This window comes from Marinococcus luteus (assembly GCF_034497705.1).
Classification (GTDB): domain Bacteria; phylum Bacillota; class Bacilli; order Bacillales; family Marinococcaceae; genus Marinococcus; species Marinococcus luteus_A.
In genome coordinates this window covers 34056-48698 of record NZ_JAXRUV010000012.1, presented here as the reverse complement: position 1 = coordinate 48698, position 14643 = coordinate 34056, and the positions used below count along the sequence as shown (strand labels likewise).

At 40.2% G+C, this 14643-nt stretch carries 17 protein-coding genes; 8 read left to right on the top strand and 9 right to left on the bottom strand.

The genetic code is table 11. The features are described from left to right. Positions 1-21: 21 nt before the first annotated feature. The 3 genes from Q9M42_RS14690 to Q9M42_RS14680 all read right to left on the bottom strand — a co-directional run bounded on the left by Q9M42_RS14690 (position 22) and on the right by Q9M42_RS14680 (position 2775). Positions 22-222, bottom strand: coding sequence for a DUF255 domain-containing protein (locus Q9M42_RS14690; protein ID WP_322527212.1), 201 nt, complete (start codon positions 220-222; stop codon positions 22-24). 277 nt (positions 223-499) lie between these two features. Continuing rightward, positions 500-1570 carry a hypothetical protein gene (locus Q9M42_RS14685; protein WP_322527211.1) on the bottom strand — a complete coding sequence of 357 codons (1071 nt, stop codon included), beginning with the start codon at positions 1568-1570 and terminating at the stop codon, positions 500-502. A gap of 143 nt (positions 1571-1713) precedes the next feature. Beyond that, positions 1714-2775: a hypothetical protein gene (locus tag Q9M42_RS14680; RefSeq protein WP_322527210.1), complete on the bottom strand. Its 1062-nt coding sequence runs from the start codon at positions 2773-2775 to the stop codon at positions 1714-1716. A 340-nt stretch (positions 2776-3115) separates the two neighbouring features. Here Q9M42_RS14680 and Q9M42_RS14675 point away from each other — a divergent pair, with 340 nt between their 5' ends. After that, positions 3116-4261 carry a recombinase family protein gene (locus Q9M42_RS14675; RefSeq protein ID WP_322527209.1) on the top strand — a complete coding sequence of 382 codons (1146 nt, stop codon included), beginning with the start codon at positions 3116-3118 and terminating at the stop codon, positions 4259-4261. Between the two features lie 18 nt (positions 4262-4279). On the opposite strand, the gene Q9M42_RS14670 is transcribed toward Q9M42_RS14675, so the two are convergent. The 3 genes from Q9M42_RS14670 to Q9M42_RS14660 are packed head-to-tail and all read right to left on the bottom strand — an operon-like array spanning position 4280 to position 5844. Beyond that, a complete protein-coding gene (locus Q9M42_RS14670) occupies positions 4280-4909 on the bottom strand; it encodes a hypothetical protein (RefSeq protein WP_322527208.1) in 630 nt (209 codons plus the stop codon). Positions 4910-4953: 44 nt separating this feature from the next. After that, positions 4954-5628, bottom strand: a complete 675-nt coding sequence (locus tag Q9M42_RS14665) for a hypothetical protein (RefSeq protein ID WP_322527207.1) — start codon at positions 5626-5628, stop codon at positions 4954-4956. Positions 5629-5646: 18 nt separating this feature from the next. After that, positions 5647-5844 carry a DUF255 domain-containing protein gene (locus Q9M42_RS14660; RefSeq protein ID WP_322527206.1) on the bottom strand — a complete coding sequence of 66 codons (198 nt, stop codon included), beginning with the start codon at positions 5842-5844 and terminating at the stop codon, positions 5647-5649. Between the two features lie 158 nt (positions 5845-6002). Between Q9M42_RS14660 and map the strand changes: the two genes are divergently transcribed. Next, positions 6003-6743, top strand: a complete 741-nt coding sequence (gene map / locus Q9M42_RS14655; RefSeq protein ID WP_322527205.1) for a type I methionyl aminopeptidase — start codon at positions 6003-6005, stop codon at positions 6741-6743. 114 nt (positions 6744-6857) lie between these two features. Further along, on the top strand, positions 6858-8513 hold the full coding sequence (locus Q9M42_RS14650; protein WP_322527204.1) for an alpha-keto acid decarboxylase family protein: 1656 nt from the start codon (positions 6858-6860) through the stop codon (positions 8511-8513). A 55-nt stretch (positions 8514-8568) separates the two neighbouring features. Here Q9M42_RS14650 and Q9M42_RS14645 read toward each other — a convergent pair whose 3' ends face one another. Further along, positions 8569-8994 (bottom strand): MaoC family dehydratase, encoded by a 426-nt coding sequence (locus tag Q9M42_RS14645; protein ID WP_322527203.1) that lies wholly within the window; start codon positions 8992-8994, stop codon positions 8569-8571. A 390-nt stretch (positions 8995-9384) separates the two neighbouring features. Between Q9M42_RS14645 and Q9M42_RS14640 the strand changes: the two genes are divergently transcribed. Beyond that, positions 9385-10212, top strand: a complete 828-nt coding sequence (locus Q9M42_RS14640; RefSeq protein ID WP_322527202.1) for a manganese catalase family protein — start codon at positions 9385-9387, stop codon at positions 10210-10212. 135 nt (positions 10213-10347) lie between these two features. Then, positions 10348-10836, top strand: coding sequence for a hypothetical protein (locus Q9M42_RS14635; protein ID WP_322527201.1), 489 nt, complete (start codon positions 10348-10350; stop codon positions 10834-10836). A gap of 190 nt (positions 10837-11026) precedes the next feature. Here Q9M42_RS14635 and Q9M42_RS14630 read toward each other — a convergent pair whose 3' ends face one another. Together Q9M42_RS14630 and Q9M42_RS14625 are read right to left on the bottom strand one after the other, a co-directional pair. After that, positions 11027-11476 (bottom strand): hypothetical protein, encoded by a 450-nt coding sequence (locus tag Q9M42_RS14630; protein ID WP_322527200.1) that lies wholly within the window; start codon positions 11474-11476, stop codon positions 11027-11029. A gap of 308 nt (positions 11477-11784) precedes the next feature. Beyond that, positions 11785-12219, bottom strand: a complete 435-nt coding sequence (locus tag Q9M42_RS14625) for a hypothetical protein (protein WP_322527199.1) — start codon at positions 12217-12219, stop codon at positions 11785-11787. A gap of 255 nt (positions 12220-12474) precedes the next feature. On the opposite strand from Q9M42_RS14625, the gene Q9M42_RS14620 reads away from it, so the two are divergent. The 3 genes from Q9M42_RS14620 to Q9M42_RS14610 all read left to right on the top strand — a co-directional run bounded on the left by Q9M42_RS14620 (position 12475) and on the right by Q9M42_RS14610 (position 14607). After that, positions 12475-13137 carry a TVP38/TMEM64 family protein gene (locus tag Q9M42_RS14620; RefSeq protein WP_322527198.1) on the top strand — a complete coding sequence of 221 codons (663 nt, stop codon included), beginning with the start codon at positions 12475-12477 and terminating at the stop codon, positions 13135-13137. Positions 13138-13300: 163 nt separating this feature from the next. Continuing rightward, complete coding sequence (locus Q9M42_RS14615) at positions 13301-13729, top strand: OsmC family protein (protein WP_322527197.1); 429 nt, start codon at positions 13301-13303, stop codon at positions 13727-13729. Positions 13730-13833: 104 nt separating this feature from the next. Beyond that, the gene (locus tag Q9M42_RS14610) at positions 13834-14607 is read left to right on the top strand and encodes an SDR family NAD(P)-dependent oxidoreductase (protein WP_322527196.1); all 774 of its coding nucleotides are present in this window, start codon (positions 13834-13836) and stop codon (positions 14605-14607) included. The last annotated feature ends 36 nt before the right edge of the window (positions 14608-14643 follow it).

Below are 14643 nucleotides of genomic sequence, written 5' to 3'. Positions count from 1 at the left end.
ATCTTCTTATTTTTAATTCATTTAGTTAACCCCGAAGGGGGAAGAATAGCCGACGGAAACCAACAATGCCTTGCCCTCTCGTTTCGCTTTTTGGAAAGCTTCAGCGCACCACGGAAACCAGTTAACAGGGTTTTTAACGTGTTGCTGTAAATATGGAGACTTTTCGTGATATAACCAATTGTACGTTTCACTGTAACGTTCACGTTCAAGAAATTCCTTCATAGATCAACAACCCTTTCGTCTTCAAATTTTTGTGTGCGTTCCCTTTTGGTTGAACGGCGTCGGTGTGCCGTTATAGATTTTTTAAGGGAATACGTTTCCTTTACCCGTTATTCTACGATATAAAAAGACGCCTTCCATTTAGGAAGACGCCTGTTTTCTTCTATTCCACGCTAAATTGAAGTTATCAATTGCTTCGTCTGAAATTAGAAATTAATGTTTTCGCTTCATATATTTATTTTCAAAATTTACAAAAAATCAAGACAGAAATTTGTTTTGACTATGATTTATCTTGTATAAATCTTTCCATAGAATTAGAAAATTGATAATTTAAATCTTCTTTATCATCTTTATTTAGAACGATTGGAACATATAAGGCACAATATTTATTATTTTCAATATTAACAATCTCTTTAATCTTTTCCCATTCAACTCCATTGGCTTTAAATACTTTTGCACCTTGATAAATTTTTCCGTTATCTTCATAAGGAATGTTTGAAGAATTAAAAAACTCATTTCCTTTTAGATAAAAGTCAATATATGCAGACCTTACTAGTCCTTTAGCGTATTCATAAGGTATTTCACGAAATTGAAATTGAAAACTTTCCTCCCCTTGATTAACTTTCTCTTGTGAATCATTTAAATCCAACATTAATTTCCCATATCCGATTTGGTTATTATTATAAAATTCTAAAACCCATATCGAACTTAATAAAATCTTCTGGCTATCCCCGCTGTTATCTTCTTCTTCTAAATCTTTTGTAGCCATTGCATTTTGAAATTCTTCTAATTCTTTATGGACTTTATCAATGGCAGTGTTCACTACAATATTTTTATCTTCCATAGCTTCTAAATCTTCTCTCAAAACTTTTTGTACTTTAAAATCATTCAAAAACATTTCCCTCTTCATGTAAAGATAGTCACCACTTACAGATGAATTTGTCCCAGTAATTGCGCTTCCACCATGCTGAGTGTAATTTCTAAGGTTATATAAAAATCTATACTCAAAACTATTATCATATAAATTTGTAATACGCTCTTTCCAATGTTCTGCCAATTTATTATTTTCATTACGTTCAGATTTTCTTTTTGAGTATTTTTCCCATTTTTCCACAAATTCACTGACAGCGCTTATATAATTAATAACATATCTTTCTTTTTTGAATCGGTCTCGTTCACTCTTCCAATTTAAGTAATCGTTATAAGCTACGGTTAAATGTTGATAGAACCCTCTAATTTGATCTATAAAATTTACGTCTTCTATATAGCCTAATATTGTTTCTTCTTCTTCTTGAGACAATGTTCTTAATACAGAAATTTTATTTTCTTCAAATTCAACTAGAGAAGCCATATTTTTCCCACCTTATTCTAAAATTTGATTTATATGTAATATTAACATAAACATAAACACACAAATTTTTAATCGAAAAAGTAAATTAATCTAGCACGATTTAATTGGATTAACATATAAACAAATTTTAACTTTTACCAATTTTATTCTTTTAAATAACTTCTCATTGTATTTAAATATTCTTTTCTTATTCGCTTCTTTTCTTCGTTATTCAAAACTTTTGGAACATATAGAGCATAGTATTTTTTATTTTTTATGTTTTCACTTTCAAGAATTTGTTCCCACTCTATACTTCGGTGAAAACCTACTTTTTTTCCTCTGTAAATAGTATTATTTAATTCAAAGGGCAAGACTGGAGACTTAGCAAATTTCTCCCCTCTCAAATAAAATTCAGCTTTAATGGAGGTTGCAATAAATTTTGCATTTTTGGAAGGTATTTCAGTCGTACTAAAATGCAGTGAATCATCGCCTCTTATTAAAGCAGAGGTAGTGTCCGTAAAATTAATTTGCAATTCTCCATTATTTTCTTGGTTTTTATTGTAGAAGTCCATTATCCAAACAGCACTTGCTAAAATTTCCTCATTTTCTTCACATTCTTCTTCCATTGATTTCGAAGACATCAACTCTTGTAAGCGATATAACTCACTATTCACTTTCTCAATAGCATTATTCACTGATATTTCTTTTTCGTCCATTTTATTTAATTCTCTTTTTAAATGTTTACTCATGCCAGTGTAATCTTTAATGAAAAAATCTTTATCCATATGTATGGAGTCTCCGTTTTCCGAAGAAGTTATACTTGTAAAAGGCTCTCCACCGTGTTGAGTATAATTTCTTAATTCATATACAAGTTTGTATTCAAAACTTCTATCAAATAGCGATGTTCGAAGTTCTTCCCAATAATCGAATAATACACTATAACTATTTTCTTTTTGCTTTCTTTTAGCATATTTAGCCCACTTATTAATAAACTCACCGAAAGCACTCAAATAATTTATAACAAACCTCTCTAATTTATAATGATTACGTTCTGATTCCCAATTTAAATATTCTTTGTAAGCTGTATCTAAATTTAGAAAAAAACTAATTTGTTTATTTATGTAATTTACATTTTCAGCATGATTTAATATTTCATTTTCTTCTTTAGGCGATAACGTTCTTATTATATGATAAAGACCCTTACTTTCCTCCATTAATGTACTCATGCAATTCCCACCTTATTCAGTTCAAAAAAAATTGATTTATTTGTAAATATAACATAAAAAAAGTATGCTTCCTTAACGGGAAACGTACATGTAAACTTTCTTTCGTTTAGTTTTCGCAATCAACCCTTCGAGCATTAACATCTTATGTTCTTTCTTTATATTCTGCCAGTCGCTATTTTTAATTAACAACGTTTTCCGCCTTAACTTGCATAGCTTGAAATCCTTTTGCATTTTCAACAAAATCACGATCAGTTTTTTCTTTTACAATTTCTGTCTCCATAAACTCTTTATCAACGTCTTCAAGTGGTTTTACTTCACCTTCCGATTCACCTTGAACGTTATGAATGACGTTAAGGCGACTTTAGGGCGTTACGAATATTTACAAACGAAGAAGCGTCTGAATGAAGGAAAATTGCGTTCTGCCCGTCTTGGAAATTGGGTAAATGGAACGCCGCCTTTAGGCTATGATTATGACCATAGGACAAAGAAGCTGATTATAAACGAAGAAGAAGCGAAAGCCGTTCGAATGATCTTTTACCTTTATCACGAAAAGGGTTATTCGATGGATAACACGTCGTTCGAAATGAATCGGCTTGGTTTTACTACGAAAAGGAACGATTATTTCACCGTTACCAAGATAGGGCGTATTTTACAGAATCAGACTTATGTAGGACGTATCGTCTACGGCAAAAGCGAAGGAAGCGGGCATAAGCATAAGAAATCCAAGACTTTACGTTATAAGCCTGAAAACGAATGGTTGGTTGTCGTGGACGATGCTCACCCTGCGCTTATCAGCAAAGACGTTTATGAACAAATTCAGATACAAATGACGAAAAAGCGGAGGATTCCGCCTAAAGCACGTTATTCAGGTTACGCTTTAACAGGCTTAATGCGCTGTAATCGTTGTAACGCCCTGATGAACTTCACGAAAAAGCAACTCGTTAAAGCAGGTTGGAAATGCTACGTTCGAACGTGCATAACGCCTGACCCTTTCGGAAATCGTTGTAATTGCCGTGGCTGTGACGCAAGCATTGTACTTGATTATGTGCGTCGAAATATCGAAGAATACATTCCCCGTCTTATGGAAAAGCGTGATATGGGGGAAAACGATTCCGTGGAACGCCTGAATCGAAAAATTAGCGGATTGCATACGGAAATAGATAAGCTGAAGGAAGGCATTGGACGTATTAAGTCGCTGTTTATTGACGGAATGATTGATAAGGAAGAAATGAACGGAAAGCACGAAGAACAGACGGCTAAAATCGAAGAAAAACAGCGGGAACTTCGTGAAGCGGAAAAAGAACTTGCTTATGCTTCAACGGAATCGCTTGAGGATAAAATTGAACGACTGGAAATCGCTAGACGGGAATACGATCTTACTGACCCGTTCAGTTCTGAAACGAACGAATACCTGAAGGAACTTATTGATTGTATCTATTATGATAGGGTCGATGATGAAATAAGATTAAAAATCGAATTTATGTAAAATTCAAAAGCCCTCTATTTAGAGGGCTTCGTTAAAGTTATTAAAATATATTCGCATATTACTAATTGCTTCTTCTAAATACCCCTCCCTTATAATAATTTTTCCTTTATAAATTTCTAATTTGCTATTCTTTTCTATTATATTGTATATAGCTTTTTTATGTTTACTATCCTCAATAATTGAATTTTGATGTACAATACAGTTTCTTACTTTTTGTAAATCTTTTATAAACATCCACTCTTTACTATTCGAATCAAATTCTTTATTTATAAATTCTTTTATGTACTTCTTAACTTTATCAATTGTACTACCGCCATTCATGTCTTCAAGTTTCTTTTCACTTCCTTTATATTTTTCGCAGTATGAAACTAAAGTGTTTTCGAAAAAAGAAAACAAGCTAATTAAAGTAGAATTTCTCATTATTTCAGGAAAAACTTCATTATAGAAATTATGATTATCAACCGCTTCATCAAGAACATTATCAAATTCTTCATCAGATAATTCATCTCTATATTTCATCGAGCGTAAAATTTCTTCAGTTTTCTTTAATTCAGAGTTGAAATATATTTCATTATTTTCAACATAAGCTAAAAAATTCTGTAACTCAATTGTAGTAACTCTTCTCCCCACTATTTTGAATAATGGCATTACAAATATCACTCCAATCTAAAAAATTTATTAAATTCACTAACTTAACTTGTTAATAATATAGTAATTAAGTTGGAAAGAACGCTGAATATAATACTAATAATACCAATGGTAATATTAGGGTCTGTCTTTAGCTCTTCAGTTAAATAAATAACCACAGGTGGAAATAAAATTTTAAGTTCAATTAATATATAAATTGCTAAAGTCATGATTAATAATAGTAATGAAATTACAAGTTCACTATAAGTATATTCGAAAAAATCAATGCAAAAAAAGTACAATTGGTTTATAAGAAAAAATATAATTAAAAAATGAGAAATTGAATCTATATGGTATTTTAGAATCCAATTTTTTTGTTTTTTTAACTCTTTTTTCAATGAATTAACAGCACCGAGTGTCCAATCCTCGTTATTACCCTGAACAGTTATAATACAATAACCATTTCTAATTACGACGCTAATAAATTCTGAATGTTGCAAATCTCCTGTATGTAAGCAAATGATTTCAAGATTATCAGTTTTTTTGGGGACTTGTTCGGAGAGTATTATCTCTTCTATAGACTCTCCATAAATTTTTGTATTTCCGACTCTTGTTTCTATCTTGATAACATTTTCACCTATATTATTGAACTTAAGCATAATTTTTTTTATTAGATTTTCTAGTTCTGTTTTTGTTAAATATAACTTTTTTAATTCTTCTGTTTCTATATAAGTTTTCATACAAAAATCCCCCCTTCCTTATTCATAATTAATCATTAATTTAGTTGCATTTAGATTCTGCCACCAGTGGCAGGTCGAGTAGCCAATAGAGACCATCAATGGTTTGTTTTCTGCCTCTGCTTTTTTAAAAGCCTCCGTCCCCCATGGATACCAGTCCACCGGGTTGTTTTTATGCTGCTGGAGATAGGGCGATTTTTCGTATTGTAGACGATTCAACCAATCACGTCCTTTCTTATTAGTATTTATTCACGAAAAAGAAGCCGCCCAAACAATGAAGACATTTTCATCACACAGGCAGCTTCCCCATAAATTTTTTTATGATAGAATCTATATGAAATGTTCATCATAAAATGCTTAAAAAGTGAGGATACACAATGATTGCAAAAACGGAAGAAGATTTTCAGGGATTACGGGAAATTGGTGAAATATGCGGAGCGATTCGAGATAAATTGGTTCAGGCAGCTGAACCGGGAATCACAACAAAGGAACTTGACGATATTGCAGAAGAGCTTTTCGAACAATCAGGAGCCCAATCTGCTCCAAAGGGAGTGTATGATTTCCCTGGTCAGACGTGCATCAGCATCAATGAAGAAGTGGCGCACGGGATACCGGGCGAGCGGACCATTCAGGAAGGAGATCTTATCAATATTGATGTCTCAGGCTCGAAGAATGGTTATTTCGCCGATACCGGAGTTTCCTTTGTGGTCGGTAATGCTGAACCAGCTTTACAAAAAATTTGTGACGCTGCGAAAGAAGCTTTTGAGGCCGGGCTGGAAAAGGCAAAGCCGGGATCGAAAAAAAGCACTCTCGGAAAGGCTGTACACAATGTAGCTAAAAAGCACGGATTGACTGTTATTAAAAACCTTACCGGCCACGGTATCGGGCGCTCGATTCATGAGCCGCCGGAGCATATTTTCAGCTACTTTTCCCGCTGGGACGATGAAATTTTTAAGGACGGGACCGTTATTGCCCTTGAGCCCTTTATCTCTACATCTGAAGAGGAGGTTTTCCAGTCTGACGATGGATGGACCCTTTTGACTGATGACAGCTATGTGGCTCAATATGAACATACAATTATTCTTACTAAGGACGGACCGATTATTACCACATTATAAAAGCGCGGTTCTTTTGTATTTATTTACTGCTGCGGGCAATTCTCCTTCTGGTTTATGTCTAAATTTCCGCTGATACGGGAACAGGCTATTATTATCCAGTTCAGGAGGTACATTATGGCAGCACAACAAACAGTCAGTTCCTTTTTATACGACTGCCTTGAAAAAGAAGGCATTACAGAAATATTCGGCGTACCGGGCGACTATAATTTCGCTCTGCTGGATGAACTCGAAACGCACAGCGGCATACGTTTTGTCGATAACCGGAATGAGTTGAATGCCGGCTACGCCGCTGATGGGTATGCGCACGTCAAAGGGCTCAGTGCCCTGATCACCACGTTTGGCGTCGGGGAATTGAGCGCTTCCAACGCTGTAGCCGGTGCCTACAGTGAACATATCCCTTTAATTCAAATTGTCGGCTCCCCTGCTTCTTCCATGCAGAAAAGTGGTGTTAAAGCCCATCATACCCTGATGGACGGTGACTACTCGGTATTTCTTCGTATGCACCAGGAAATCACGTGCTACGCAGTGAAAATCACTGCTGAAAACGCCACCGCAGAAATTCCGAAAGCAATCGCTTCCGCTGTCCGCGAACGAAGGCCGGTCTATATTGACGTCCCTCAGGACGTAGCAGCCACTTCCATTGAAATGCCGGGAGTGCAGCAGGAGCTCTCTTATACGAGCGATGAGCTGGTCGTGCAGGAAACAGCCCAGCTGATGAAAGAAACAATCGCTCAGGCAGAAAAAGCGGTGCTGCTTGTAGATATTTTTACGTCCCGCTATCATATGGAGAACATGATTTTACAGCTGGCGGAGCACTTAAATATTCCAACAGCCCAGATGATGCAGGGAAAAAGCGGATTTAATGAACAGCACCCGCTCTACATTGGCATATACGGCGGTGCCTTCGGCAGCCAGCAGGTGCGTGATTACGTCGAAAACGCCGATTTAATTATTACTGCCGGCCTGCTTGAATCCGACTTTAACATGGCGAAATTCACCGCCGATCTCCCGGTGGAAAAACGGATTGATATCCAGCCACAGGACATTTCCATTCAAAACAAAGCCCGTTACAATACCGCGGTTGAAGAAGTGATTGATGCCCTCACACTAATGGAGTGCCGTACATTTGAAAAACCAGGGTATTTTCCGTCCTTCTACGATTTTCCTTCCGAAAATTATTCTGAACGACTGTTGGCGGAAACGTACTATCCAATTATTCAAAAAGCGCTCCGGTCCGAGGATATTGTTGTCGTTGAAACCGGCACCTTTTCCTACGGTCTGCCGCATGTACGCCTGCCTGAGAATACGCTGTTTATTTCCCAGGGCTCATGGCAGAGCATCGGGTACGCCCTGCCGGCAGCTTTCGGTGCCCAGCTTGCTGCTCCGGAGCGGCGTGTGCTTTTATTTATCGGGGACGGATCGTTTCAGCTGACCGCCCAGGAGTTGAGCGCGATGGCCGAACAGAATCTTAAGCCGGTGATTTTCTTTTTAAACAATGACGGCTACACTGTAGAACGTTATTTGAATACAGAAAATACACACGCCCGCTACAATGACATTCCGCGTTGGGAGTACGTGCAGCTTGTGAAAAGCTTTTACCCGGATGCTGAAACGATAAGTGTCTCCACCTCTGCTGACTTAGAGGAGGCTGTCACACAGATCGATCAGAAAGATACACTTCATTTTATTGAAATGAACGTTGATGATCAGATGGATGCCCCGATCCACTTGAAACGGCTTCGTGAATTTGCCGAAGGCGGCGGTTCATAGCAAATACGTAAAAGCCAGCCCTTTATGATAACGGGCTGGCTTTTTCTATATGGAATTAACGTTTGATCAGGGCCGACAATTCGCTTTCAAATACCTTTATGTTCTTTTGATTGTATGTTCTGAGCATCACCGTAAGAATACCTTCCGTTTCTCTTTTTGCTTCTATCTTCATCACTTCAGCATAAGCCCGCAGTTCGTCGCCCGGGTACACCGGCTTCATAAATTTAATATGATTCATCTCCGTACCCGCGACGACATCATCTCCGTACATCCCTGTTTCCACCCAGAGCTTGAACGTGATGCTGATCGTATGAATACCTGAGGCAATAATACCGTTGAATCTTCCTGCTGCAGCTTTCTCTTCATCCATATGCATATATTGTGGGTCAAATTCGCGCGCGAACCGAAGGATATCCTCCTTCGTTACCCTGAATGCATCTGTTTCAAATATCTGCCCCGGGGTAAATGTATCAAGCTTCATTTTCCCCCTCCTTTCTCTAACTATCTTATTCGATCACTCACAATAACAGCAGGTCTATATTAGCACACTTCCCCCTGGCTTATTAAAATCTGCTCAGCTCAAAAATTCTGCAGGCTTTTTAAAATAAATAGAGCATCTACGTTTAAACCTTTTGATTATTGGCTATAACATAAGCAGTACAACATATTGCATGGCGGGAATAACCAGATAAAAAGCTGAGTTATGAGCCAGAGAAGGGAGACACCTCCTTTTTCTGGCTCTTTTTTATGATTTTGGAAAGGAGGCCGGGCCACCAGGCGCCAGGGTAGTATGTTGTTTTATTCATAGATCGGACGATACACACCTAATTAGACCAACTAACTATTTACTACAAAAAGGGGTTATTCATTTATGTTTTTTCACCGTAAAGAGCTTCAATTTCACGCGAAACCAGATCGTCCGGATCCCGTCTTTGCCAAAAAGCTGCAGGAGATTCTCGGCGGTCAGTTCGGAGAAATCTCGGTAGCGATGCAGTACATGTTCCAGGGCTGGAACACCCGCGGCAACGAGCAGTATAAGGATTTATTGATGGATACCGGCACGGAAGAATTCGGCCATATCGAAATGATCGCGACCATGATCGCCCAGCTGCTTGATGACGCGCCTGTGGAAGAACAGGAAGAAGCAGCGAAAAATCCCATTGTCGAATCCATTATGGGCGACATGAACCCTCAGCATGCGATCGTTTCCGGACTTGGAGCTGTGCCTAAAGACAGCAACGGTGTCCCTTGGAACGCCGGCTATATTATTGCGAGTGGCAATGTACTCAGTGATTTCCGTGCCAATCTTAACGCAGAATCGCAGGGACGCCTTCAGGTGGCACGCCTGTATGAAATGACCGAAGACAAAGGTGTCCGCCAGATGCTTTCCTTCTTACTCGCCCGGGACACGATGCACCAGAACCAATGGGCAGCAGCGATTAAAGAACTCGAGCAGAAAGAAGGCTTCACGGCACCATCCACCGTACCGGCCCAGTGGGAAGCAACCGAGTTTTCCCATCAGCTGATGAACTTCTCGGAAGGAGAGCAAAGCGCGAATCTCAACTGGCTGAAAGATAAAGCTCCGGACGGCCAGTCCTTTGAGTATATATCCGAGCCAAAGGCCCATGGTGGCAAGCCGGAGCTGAAACCGGCTCCTGACTATATGCACAACACCCTTCCGGACATGGACAAAAAATAAGCAGCGCAGTTTATTTTAGCAGCGCAGTTTATTTTATAAATTTCACCAATAAGGAAGAGATCTTTTTCTCTTCCTTATTTATTTATCACCAGATATGCGCCACAGCAAAGAAATTACATTTAAAAGGAGGTACCAATGACGAATATGTCTAAACAAAACGCCATTCCGCTTGCGATTTTGTCTACAGTCATTGTTGGAAGCGGCATTGCCTGGCTTACAGTGAGGTCATCCAGCCCAGAAAAAGAAACCGCCGAAAATAAAAACTTAGGAGCCCGTACCCGGGACGCCGGTGAAGGCATTGATATGGAAGAAGTAAAAAACAGACTCCAGCGTTCCCTTAAGCTCTTTAAAACGACAGTTGTTCAACTGCAGACGATTTATGAAAAATACGGCAGAGATCTCATTGTGCAGCTTCAACAAATTCAGCAGGAATCGAAGACAATCGCCGCCACCGCCAAAGAAGCCAGCGAAGAGATTGAGGACACTGTGCAAACGGAAGGCAAGGAAGCTGTACAGGAAGTTCAGAAAACGAAGGACGAAGCCAAACAAAGCCTCTCCCGGGATGATAAGAATCAGAACAGCTCCTATTCCCATAATCCCCATGGACCGTTTGGATCCGGTTAAACTATCCAGGTGAAGGATTTGGGGAGGCGCTGCCCATGTGTTCTGCTTGCGCTCAAGTTCGTATTCAAACATATACACAGCAGACATCCTTTGCTTCTTTTTATTTTACCGGCAGATAGTTATAAACCAGTGCCCGTGTTTACACATATTTATTGTACAAAAGCCACGGCTGCAGACGCCATGGCTTTTCCTATTTCTTCGTATCGACTTCCATCTTCAAAGCTTCAAGAATAAGGCGCTTGAAAAAAGGCGTCATGCTTCTTAATTGGCTTACACTATAAATTCCTACATAGTATTGGATAATCAAGCCGTCCACAAAAGCTATCAGCACGGAAGCTCCGTTATTTGTCTGAACGACGGGGTACTTTCCGCTTTGATCAAGCTGCTTCAATTTTTGCTGCAGATGCTCAACCATTTCGTTAAATGAACCGCTGAACGTAGCCTGATAAATTTCATTTCTCGTGTAACGGCTTAAAACACTTTTGATATTTTCTATATTATTTTCGTTATATGCCCAGGAATCATACAAAAACTGTTCAATAAAGTCCTCAATATTTTTGCTTTCATTGCTTTTCACAGCTTGAACGTAGTCCTCTTCCAACTGCTGCAGCAGCTCATCCATATCGTGGTGGTTGCTCATAATAATATACGCTCCTTTAATGACTTCTCCCCTTCATCTTTATTTCCCTTAAGAGCTGATGATAAGACTGCTTTTTAACTTAAGAATTTTTTCTCTAATGTTACGGTTTTGAAAACAAATGTTGATCACAGAATTAAAAAATGGAAATATTAATCAATATTATTCAAGGACCCTGTCGAGAAACAGGCTATGCATTAGATTTCATACACGTTTTCCAGGCTCGTGCCCGGGCGGGGGGCTGCATAGAGAAGCCTTGGCGTGAGCTAGCCAAGGCTTCTATACATATTCACTATCACTTTGTCCCGCTGTTATTTTGAAGCTGCAGTGGTTTTCACTTCTGTTCTGTGAGCGGCTTTTACAAGAAGTGCATACACAACCGCTACGACAACCGTATAAAAGAAGTGGGTGGCGAGTCCCATTAACTGGGCAGGAGCGAATGCCTGTAAAAGAGACGTTCCCTGCCCCATTAACAAAGGCATCATTACAAGAGGGCCAATAATCCAAATCAGGACCGAATATAAAACCGTCAAACTAATAAGAGAGGAAAACCGGAGCGCGAGCAACCCAAAGCCGGCACCGAACACGATGCTGATCATTAGATGAACTATCCATCCTGCAAGAAGACCTGACGATCCCATCATTGCTGACAGCATTTCAATCTGCCCCATTGTCTGCATAATAATCCCAAATAAGATTCCGCCTGCAATACCGCCGAGACTGCCAAAGAGAACTGTTCTTCCCATTTCGACCCCTCCTTTTTTGTTATGTTCATTGTATCCTTTGTGTATAAATATTAATGTAAGCTAGCTTACTATGCATCTTGTTCCAATTTTAAATATTGTGTAAGTTCCCTTACATTTTGGTACGTATGCTTTGAATAATTACTTTCCACCGTGATACATTGTTTCAACAATAGTATTCTCCGCTTACTAAAGGTATAAATGCTTTTATAATGGGTACCACTTGGTACACCTGTGTTTCGAAAGGAATGAAGACTTGTGCTCCCACTTCCGCGCTGGCTGAAAATTGTTTTAGTTTTATTGGCATTCGGCACCGTTTCTTACTTCACTCATTTTCATTTGGAGATCCGTCCGCCCGATATCCGTGACTTCGTATTGTCGTTTGGATGGTGGGGGCCGATTATTTTCTTCTTTATTTACACTATCGGTCCGTTTGTCTTCTTCCCGACCTCTGTACTGTCGCTTGGAGCAGGTCTTGCCTTCGGTGTCTGGCCAGGTGTTCTTTATATCATTATCGGGGCAACGGGAGCCGCATCCACAGGCTATGTGATGGCCAGGCTGTTTGGCAGGTCCGTATTAAAAATGGACAGCTTCTCCTGGTCGGAAAAGCTGTTCCGTCAGATGGAAAAACGCGGATTCTTGTATATTTTTGTTCTGCGTCTCATTCCTATTGTGAGCTTTGATTTACTCAGCTACGCAGGGGGGATCGCCAAAGTGCGTTTTTCTTCATTCATTCTTGCCACCGTTCTCGGGATGATCCCCGGAACATTTGCCTACAGCTTTCTTGGTGCCAGTATTGCTTCGGGCAATATTTTTATATTCATCATTGCCGCAGCTTTGTTTTTATTATTAATCGGCATCACGTATTACTTCCGCGAGCCCGTAAAACGATGGCTCGGCCTTTCTCCTGACAAGCCCTAAAAAGGCATGGCCAAAATATTGGAACAGATGAATGAGTCCCTCTCCAGACAATACAAATCACCGGGAAAAGCAAATGTAATCTATATTACACCCCCTGTTTCAGGCCATAGGTTGAAGGCAATACAACGAACAGCACCAATTATTCATTAGGAGGATTTTTATCATGATTGAACACATTAGCGCCGTATCTAAAGGAATGAACACTGAAAGCACTGCTGGAGATCATAAGATCGTCATCGACGAACCATCCAGCATGGGAGGTACCGATGAAGGAGCGAACCCACTTGGTACGCTGCTTGCTTCGTTAGCCGGATGCGAAAATGCGATTGCCAACTTTGTGGCGAAAGAAATCGATTTTGATCTTCAGGGTATTGAGTTTGATGTTAAAGGCGAGCTCGATCCCAACGGTATGATGGGCAAAGGCGATGTACGTCCTTATTTTCAAACCATCACAGTCAACGCAAAAGTGCACACGAGCGAGTCCGATGAGCGCATCCAGGAACTTCAGGAAAAAGTTGACGCCCGCTGCCCGGTCTTTACGACGATGGTAGCTGCAGACATTGATATGCAGGCAAATTGGGCCAAAGCATAAAAACCCGTGGATTGAATGAATAGAAACAGGGGTATCCGGACAGGGTATTCCTGTTTTTCTCTTTTTCTATTTTCTTTAGAACCAAAAATGAAAGGATCGATAGTATGTCTATGAACTTATTTTCTCTTTCCAGCCAGGTGGCCGTTGTCACCGGGGGCGGCAGCGGCATTGGAAAAGCAATGGCCGAAACACTCGCCGGCGCTGAAGCTCACGTGGTTATTCTCGGCCGTACCCAAAGCAAAATTGAAGAAGCAGCTGATGAAATCAGCAACGAAACGAATGCCGAAGTGACTCCTCTCACCTGCGACGTGACGGACAAAGATCAGGTGTCCGAGACAGTGGAACGTATAATGAACGACTTCGGCCGGATCGACGTGCTTGTTAATAATGCCGGCACCGCCGCTTATGGTAAGGTGGAAGATATAAGCGAAGAAGACTGGGAGCACGTGTTCAATACGAACTTGAAGTCTGCCTTTCTAATGACCCAGGCCGTCGTTCCCCACATGAAAAAAGCTAATTACGGCCGCATTGTGAATACGGCTTCGGTTGCCGGCGGCGTAAGCTTGTTCTTCAGTTCTGTCTATGGCCCGAGCAAGGCAGGCCTTATCCATTTTACCAAACAGTTGTCGGGCGAGCTTGCCCCGTACGGTATTACGGTGAACGCGATCAGCCCATGGTTCTTTAAAACAGATTTCAATGCCGAATCCCTTGAAGACGACGACTTCCGGCACTCCGTTGAACAGCGCACCCCGGTCCAGCGTACCGGCCGTCTCGACGAACTCAAAACCTCTGTCCTGTATCTGGCTGCTCCCGGGTCGAGCTATGTCAACGGCCAGAACATTTACATTGACGGCGGCATGACTTCATTTGGACTGTAAAACGGCCGCCCGCCTTTTAAACTATGTTTACTTCGA

Coding starts and splice junctions, on each gene's coding strand:
- Q9M42_RS14635 (WP_322527201.1), top strand. CDS start 10,348: ATGACGAATATGTCTAAACAAAACGCCATTCCGCTTGCGATTTTGTCT.
- Q9M42_RS14645 (WP_322527203.1), bottom strand. CDS start 8,994: ATGAAGCTTGATACATTTACCCCGGGGCAGATATTTGAAACAGATGCA.
- Q9M42_RS14640 (WP_322527202.1), top strand. CDS start 9,385: ATGTTTTTTCACCGTAAAGAGCTTCAATTTCACGCGAAACCAGATCGT.
- Q9M42_RS14675 (WP_322527209.1), top strand. CDS start 3,116: ATGAATGACGTTAAGGCGACTTTAGGGCGTTACGAATATTTACAAACG.
- Q9M42_RS14690 (WP_322527212.1), bottom strand. CDS start 222: ATGAAGGAATTTCTTGAACGTGAACGTTACAGTGAAACGTACAATTGG.
- map (WP_322527205.1), top strand. CDS start 6,003: ATGATTGCAAAAACGGAAGAAGATTTTCAGGGATTACGGGAAATTGGT.
- Q9M42_RS14630 (WP_322527200.1), bottom strand. CDS start 11,476: ATGAGCAACCACCACGATATGGATGAGCTGCTGCAGCAGTTGGAAGAG.
- Q9M42_RS14670 (WP_322527208.1), bottom strand. CDS start 4,909: ATGCCATTATTCAAAATAGTGGGGAGAAGAGTTACTACAATTGAGTTA.
- Q9M42_RS14685 (WP_322527211.1), bottom strand. CDS start 1,570: ATGGCTTCTCTAGTTGAATTTGAAGAAAATAAAATTTCTGTATTAAGA.
- Q9M42_RS14680 (WP_322527210.1), bottom strand. CDS start 2,775: ATGAGTACATTAATGGAGGAAAGTAAGGGTCTTTATCATATAATAAGA.
- Q9M42_RS14650 (WP_322527204.1), top strand. CDS start 6,858: ATGGCAGCACAACAAACAGTCAGTTCCTTTTTATACGACTGCCTTGAA.
- Q9M42_RS14610 (WP_322527196.1), top strand. CDS start 13,834: ATGTCTATGAACTTATTTTCTCTTTCCAGCCAGGTGGCCGTTGTCACC.
- Q9M42_RS14615 (WP_322527197.1), top strand. CDS start 13,301: ATGATTGAACACATTAGCGCCGTATCTAAAGGAATGAACACTGAAAGC.
- Q9M42_RS14625 (WP_322527199.1), bottom strand. CDS start 12,219: ATGGGAAGAACAGTTCTCTTTGGCAGTCTCGGCGGTATTGCAGGCGGA.
- Q9M42_RS14665 (WP_322527207.1), bottom strand. CDS start 5,628: ATGAAAACTTATATAGAAACAGAAGAATTAAAAAAGTTATATTTAACA.